Annotated in this window: 8 protein-coding genes and 1 pseudogene; 5 read left to right on the top strand and 4 right to left on the bottom strand. The window is 65.6% G+C overall.

The window, feature by feature from the left end; translation table 11 throughout:
* The 3 genes and pseudogenes from VKI00_RS16145 to VKI00_RS16135 form a co-directional block, all read left to right on the top strand.
* On the top strand, window positions 1–702 hold a 702-nt coding region (locus tag VKI00_RS16145; protein WP_324439045.1), incomplete at its 5' end, for a DUF899 domain-containing protein.
* Between the two features lie 66 nt (window positions 703–768).
* Entirely contained in the window at window positions 769–1,422 is a 654-nt protein-coding gene (locus VKI00_RS16140; RefSeq protein ID WP_324439043.1) for a nitroreductase family protein, read from the top strand.
* Window positions 1,423–1,532: 110 nt separating this feature from the next.
* Window positions 1,533–1,952: pseudogene (locus VKI00_RS16135) on the top strand (DUF417 family protein); the annotation flags it as partial.
* Between the two features lie 12 nt (window positions 1,953–1,964).
* On the opposite strand, the gene VKI00_RS16130 reads toward VKI00_RS16135, so the two are convergent.
* Together VKI00_RS16130 and VKI00_RS16125 are read right to left on the bottom strand one after the other, a co-directional pair.
* Window positions 1,965–2,603, bottom strand: coding sequence for a class I SAM-dependent methyltransferase (locus VKI00_RS16130; RefSeq protein ID WP_324439041.1), 639 nt, complete (start codon window positions 2,601–2,603; stop codon window positions 1,965–1,967).
* On the bottom strand, window positions 2,600–3,526 hold the full coding sequence (locus VKI00_RS16125; RefSeq protein WP_324439039.1) for a class I SAM-dependent methyltransferase: 927 nt from the start codon (window positions 3,524–3,526) through the stop codon (window positions 2,600–2,602). The genes VKI00_RS16130 and VKI00_RS16125 overlap by 4 nt, the downstream gene beginning before the upstream one ends.
* Window positions 3,527–3,669: 143 nt before the next feature.
* Between VKI00_RS16125 and VKI00_RS16120 the strand changes: the two genes are divergently transcribed.
* Window positions 3,670–4,392: a hemerythrin domain-containing protein gene (locus VKI00_RS16120; protein ID WP_324439037.1), complete on the top strand. Its 723-nt coding sequence runs from the start codon at window positions 3,670–3,672 to the stop codon at window positions 4,390–4,392.
* Between the two features lie 19 nt (window positions 4,393–4,411).
* Here the strand turns inward: VKI00_RS16120 and VKI00_RS16115 are convergent, their stop codons facing one another.
* The gene (locus tag VKI00_RS16115) at window positions 4,412–4,834 is read right to left on the bottom strand and encodes a nuclear transport factor 2 family protein (RefSeq protein ID WP_324439035.1); all 423 of its coding nucleotides are present in this window, start codon (window positions 4,832–4,834) and stop codon (window positions 4,412–4,414) included.
* On the bottom strand, window positions 4,782–5,666 hold the full coding sequence (locus VKI00_RS16110) for a helix-turn-helix domain-containing protein (RefSeq protein ID WP_324439049.1): 885 nt from the start codon (window positions 5,664–5,666) through the stop codon (window positions 4,782–4,784). Before VKI00_RS16110 ends, VKI00_RS16115 begins: the two co-directional genes overlap by 53 nt.
* A 134-nt stretch (window positions 5,667–5,800) precedes the next feature.
* Between VKI00_RS16110 and VKI00_RS16105 the strand changes: the two genes are divergently transcribed.
* Window positions 5,801–6,021: alcohol dehydrogenase catalytic domain-containing protein (locus VKI00_RS16105; RefSeq protein WP_324439047.1), on the top strand; the 221-nt coding region annotated here is incomplete at its 3' end.

Here is a 6,021-nt window from a genome sequence, read left to right as displayed (position 1 = left end):
TGGGCGGCCGCGCGAAAGCAGCTGCTGGTAAAGGAGAAGGAGGTGATGCGTGCGCATGACGCGCTGGCGGCGCAGCGACGGCGGATGCCCTGGTTGGCGGTGGACAAGGAGTACGAGTTCGACGGGCCCGACGGCAAGGTCAGCCTGCTGGGGCTGTTCCAGGGCCGACGTCAGCTGCTCGTCTATCGCGCTTTCGTCGGGCCCGACATCGACGGCTGGCCCGACCACGGCTGCCGCGGCTGCTCGATGATCGCCGACCACATCGGAAACCTGGCCCATCTGAACGCCCGTGACACCACGCTGGTGTTCGCCTCCCGTGCGCCGCAGCCGGGCATCGAGCGACTCAAGGAGCGGATGGGCTGGCGGATGCCGTGGTACACGATCACCGACAGCTTCGACGTCGACTTCGGCGTGGACGACTGGCACGGCACCAATGCGTTCATCCATGACGGCGACCGGGTGTATCGCACCTACTTCGTCAATAACCGCGGCGACGAGGTGCTGGGCAACACCTGGAGCTTTTTGGACATGACGGCGCTGGGCCGCCAGGAGACCTGGGAGGACTCGCCGGAGGGCTACCCGCAGAGTCCACCGTACGAATGGTGGGACTGGCACGACACGTACGGCGAGCACGCGCCGTCGCGTTGGTTCGGTGACCCAGATCCGAACGATCCCAACGACCAGCGTCCACCGCGCACCTGACATCTGTGCGCACTGACCGGCCGCAGTAGGTTTCCTTTCGGGGAGCGAGACCCGAAGGGAGCCTGCATGCCCGGAGCAACCAGTGACGTCTGGGAGGTGATGTCGACCGCGCGGACGATCCGACGGTTCACCGACCAGCCGGTCGACGACGCCACGCTGGCGAGGTGTCTGCAAGCGGCGATGTGGGCGCCATCCGGAGCCAACGCGCAGGCCTGGCGTTTCATCGTGCTGCGGTCAGCCGAGCAGCGGGCCGTGGTGGCCAAGGCCGCGGCCCGCGCCCTGGAGGTGATCGAGCCCGTCTACGGAATGAGTCGCCCCGCCGACGACGACGACAGCCGACGGGCCCGGACCAACCGCGCGACCTATGAGCTGCACGACCGAGCAGCCGAATTCACCTCGGTTCTGTTCGCGCAGAAGCATTTTCCGACGGCCTCCGAGCTTCTGCTCGGCGGGTCGATCTTCCCGGCGATGCAGAATTTCTTGTTGGCCGTCCGTGCCCAAGGTTTGGGCGCATGTCTGACCAGCTGGGGTGCCTATGGCGGCGAGCAGCTGCTGCGGGACGCCGTCGGCGTGCCCGACGACTGGATGGTCGCGGGACATATCGTGGTGGGCTGGCCCAAAGGCAAACATGGCCCGGTGCGTCGCCGACCGCTGACCGAGGTGGTGAACCTCGACCGCTGGGACGAACCGGCGGATGAGCTGGTGAGCCAACGCGTTTGAACCGAAGGGAGGCGCGGGCCGTCATTCGAACGCAGGCGGTGCCAGTAGTCCAAGCGGAGGAGTGATATGTCGACGACGACGGCAAGGCTTACGATCGGTGGCCCGCGCGGCTGAGTTTCGTCGGTCAGGCGGTTAGCCGATATGGATTGGCGCTGACGCTGGCGTGGATCGGCGTCGGCAAGTACATCAAGATGGAAGCCCGGGTCCTGATCGAACACAGCCCGTTGATGAGTTGGGTCTATGACGTGTTCAGCGCCAACACGGTCGCGCGGGGTCTGGGAACGCTGGAAATCGTTGCCGCGATACTGATTTGCCTGCGCCCGTTTACGGCGCGGTTATCGGCGCTCGGCAGCGCGATGGCGATCGTGCTGTTCAGCGGAACGCTGAGCTTCCTGTTCACCACACCCGGCGTGGTCACACGGTTCGCCGGGCCCATTCCGGTGCTGTCCGCGCTGCCGGGCCAGTTCCTGCTCAAAGACGTTGTGCTGATGGGTGTCGCGATCTGGACCCTCGGTGAGGCCCTGCAAGCACACCGGTCGGCGTCAGCCCTTGATGCCGACCGTCAGCAAGTCGGAGATGGCCCGGGTAAACAGCGGCCGCCGGACTCGGTGTTGCTCCTCGATGGTGAAACCCGCGTCCTCGAACAAGCGTCGCATCGCGCTTGCCGACGGGTGATGCGCCGGCTTCCACCGGCTGGTCGCCGGCCCCTGCGGAAGCAGTTGCCGCGCACTGAGAGTCGAGACCGCCACCAGCCCGCCGGGGGAGAGCACCCGGTGGAATTCGCGCAACGCCGCGGGTTGGTCGAAGAAGTGAAACGCCGACGTCGTCACGACGGCGTCCAACGCCCCGTCGTCAAACGGAAGCTGCTCGGCGGGGCCGCGCAACCACTGGACAACCGTCGAGCGGGCACGGGCCTGGTTCAGCATGCCCTCGGACATGTCCACGCCGTAGACCTGCGCGGGATGCAGATCGCGCTCGATTCGGTCGGCCAAAATGCCAGTGCCGCAGGCGATGTCAGCTACCCGCGCAGAGGAGTGCGCGCGTAGCTGCCCAACCACTTCGTCGTGCGCCGGCCGGTATACCCACTGCTGCAAGAACGGCGAGTTGTAGGCCGGTGCGGCGAAACCCCAGAACCGCGTGACGGCGTCGTTGAAACCGCGACGTTGCGCTGCCGCGGTCACTTGATCGAGGTGTAGTAGACCGTGTCGGCTACCGACACCGAGTCGTTGCCCTGCGGGATCGCCGGAAGCCCGTTGTCCGCCAGCAGTTCACTCATCGGCCGGCCGGTCGAGCGCCAGCCCAAGGTGTCCAGGTAAACGGCGACGTCGTTGCGGTCGCCCTCATACCCGAGTTCGGAGAACTCGAGGTCGAAGCCGTGGGCACGCCATTTCTCGGTGGCCTTGCGCATCATCTCCCGCGCCTGGTCGTGGTCGACGTCCGACATGTCCGGAATAGCCTCGGTGGCAAGTCGGCTGCCATCCGCGCTGAGCGCGGAAATGTTGTCCAGCAAGCGGTCTTGCGCCTCCGGCGGCAGATAACCGAGCAGTCCCTCGGCGATCCACGCGGTGGGTTGGCTCTTGTCGAAGCCGGCTTCGATCAACGCGGCGGCCCAGTCGTTTCGAAGGTCGATCGCGACGGCACGGCGATCGGCGGTCGGCTCGGCGCCGAGATCGGCCAGGGTGGTGGTCTTGAAGGCGATCACCTGCGGCTGGTCGACCTCGAAGACCGTCATACCGGCGGGCCATTCCAACCGGTAGGCGCGGGCGTCAAGACCGGACGCCAGGATGACCGCCTGCCGGATTCCGGCGCGCGTCGCGTCGTGGAAGAACGAGTCGAAGAAGCGGGTCCGGACGGCCATCGCAACGGGCATGTGCTCGAGCTTCCAGGGGGCCTCGTCGTCGTCGACGTCGGCGGCGTCCAGCTCGCCGGTGGCCAACCTCGTCAGGAAATCCACGCCGACGGCGCGGACCAGCGGTTCGGCGAACCGGTCGTTGATTAGGGGGTTGTCAGCCTTGCTGGCGATTGCCCGGGCGGCGGCGACCATCGTCGCGGTCGCTCCCACGCTGGTCGCCAGGTCCCAGGTGTCGTTATCGGTGCGCGGCATTGCGTGCTCCTCAAGTCAGATCAATTTTACTTAGTTAGCATAACAAGTATTTAGTCCATATAACAACTCTTCCCTCCATCTTGCCTCTAGGTCAGGCGGTTACTCCCCTTGACGACTCGGCGATCCAGTGCTGGGGTTGGTCCGTGACAGACCCGCCGCACCCGGCCGTCGGCCGACGTCAGCTTCTGGGGATCTCCATATCGGCCGCAGGCGCCATCGCTGTATCGGCGTGCGACAAGCCGCAGCCGAAGGCGGCAGAGCCCCGCGCACCCGCAGAGGACGAAGTGCCGGTCACTCCACCCGAAGACTTGATGCGCGAACACGGAGTGCTCAAACGGGTACTGCTGATCTATCGAGAAGGAATCCGCCGTCTGCAGGCGAGCGAGCAGCTTCCCGCTGACGCGATCAACGCCGGGGCGGCAATCATCCGAAGCTTTATCGAGGACTATCACGAGCAACTGGAAGAGCAGCATGTCTTCCCCAAGCTGGAGCAGGCGGGCAAACTCACCGACGTCACGTCGGTATTGCGCACCCAGCACCAGCGCGGCCGCGTGATCACCGACCGGGTCCTCGCCGCCACCACTGCCGCGACGGCGCTCGATCAGGCTAAGCGGGAAGTGCTGGTGCAGGACATGTCGGCGTTCATCCGAATGTATGAGCCGCATGAGGCGCGCGAAGACACCATCGTTTTCCCGACGTTGCGCCAGGTGGTGCCCGCGAAGGAGTTTCGCGACATGGCCGACCTCTTCGAGGACGAGGAGCACCGGCGGTTCGGGCAGTCCGGCTTTGAAGGTGTGGTCGATAAAGTCGCCGATATCGAAAAGAGCCTCGGCGTCTACGATTTGAGCCAGTTCACCCCGACCTAATTCGGGGTGTGCGCACCGATCAGGAACCGGGCGAGTTGATGAACCAGACGTTGTCTTCCCGCAGGCTGCGACTGCGCCAGCCGGCGCCGGTGCGGACCAATTCGTGGTGGTAGTAGCCGCCGCAGTAACTGAGCTTGGTCATCCCCGGCAGCTGCATGGGGTTGTAGAACATCGCCCGCACCCGCGCGGTGCCGCCCTCGATCTGGCTTTCGATGTTGGTGATGTAGTGCATCGACATCGGAATCGCGGCGAAGCCCTGCGCCAGCCAGTCGGCAACCTGGTCGCGGCTGCCCGCGATCGCTCCCGCCGACGAGTAATCGATGTGCGCATCGTCGGTGAACACCGATCGGTACAGATCCCAGTCCTTGCCGTCGACGGCGCGGGCGTATCTATTGAGCAGCGCGGTGATTTCGAGTTCGTCGCTCATCCTCTGCAGGTCCATCCGAGATTCTCCTAGGTAGGTTCGTCGTCAATCGCACCATGCGCCGTCCGATCGAGTCGATCCGCTTGCGGGTCAGGTCCTGCAGCGGGTGCACGGCCACAATCATCGCCACCCGGCCATGGTGGTCGAACACCGGCGCGGCGATGGTGGCCACCGGCTGAGCCCGGTGCGGGGCGTCATCGGAGAGGAATCCGATCGTGGTGAATTCGGCCAGCAGTTGATCGGTGATCTCGCGTACGTGAGCGGGCAGGCCGTCGCTGGGTAGCGTGCCGACGACTTGGGCGGCCCGGGTCAGCGCCGGCGTCGTGCAGTCCACGTCGAACCCGCGGTCGCGGGTGTGGGCCAGCACCTCTTCGAGGCGACGCGCCAACGCCGAATTGGTTGCGGCGCTGCGCTGAATCCACGCACGTTGTTCGTCGCCGGTATCCCAGGCGGCGAAGGCAACCCCGAACGGCGGGGCGTAGCGGATCCGGTCGCCGGGTGCGCCGCCGGTGCGCTGACCGGCGTCCTCGAACGCGGTGATCACCAGCGAATCGCCGAACCGCTCGACCACCGAAGCGGCGTAGCCGAATTCCTCGGCGAGCTGCAGTGCGGCCGCATGAGCGGTATGCGCCAGTGGCCGCGCGGTGTCCACCCGCGCCGCCACAGCGGCAAGGGCCGGCCCCAGGGAATACGTCTTGTCGACCGGATCCCGGCTTGCCCAACCGCGATCGCACAGCGTCGTCAAGATGGCATGCGCGGTCGCCTGAGTGAGCCCGAGTGTGCGCACCACATCGGAGAACCTGAGTCGTTCGTTGCCGGGCCCGGCGAGCAGTTCGACGACGTCGAGCACGCGAGTGGTGGGGGCCGACGGTGGAATCGCTTGACTTCCTTTCTGCGGTGTTCGTACTGTGAAGTTCAAATTATCGAGAGCATATCTCGAATATTCGAGATCCTCCAAGGCAAAGGAGTCTGCGGGTGCGTGCGGTGGTGTTGCGCGACGGGCGGCTCGATGTCCGGGTGATCGCCGACCCGGTTCCCGGTCCCGGAGAGCTGCTGCTGCGAACGCTGAGCACCGCGATCTGCGCGTCGGATGTGCACTTCATGGATCACCCGGAGATGGGGATCGACGACCCGACCGGTCGCTCGCTCTACGACGTGAATCGCGACATCGTGCTCGGCCATGAGTTCGTCGGCGAAGTCGTCGG

The sequence above is a fragment of the Mycobacterium sp. genome (assembly GCF_035314665.1).
GTDB lineage: Bacteria > Actinomycetota > Actinomycetes > Mycobacteriales > Mycobacteriaceae > Mycobacterium.
The sequence above is the reverse complement of the archived record's forward strand: the minus strand, read 5'-3'. Positions and strand labels throughout refer to the sequence as shown.

Coding starts and splice junctions, on each gene's coding strand:
- VKI00_RS16140 (WP_324439043.1), top strand. CDS start 769: ATGCCCGGAGCAACCAGTGACGTCTGGGAGGTGATGTCGACCGCGCGG.
- VKI00_RS16125 (WP_324439039.1), bottom strand. CDS start 3,526: ATGCCGCGCACCGATAACGACACCTGGGACCTGGCGACCAGCGTGGGA.
- VKI00_RS16115 (WP_324439035.1), bottom strand. CDS start 4,834: ATGGACCTGCAGAGGATGAGCGACGAACTCGAAATCACCGCGCTGCTC.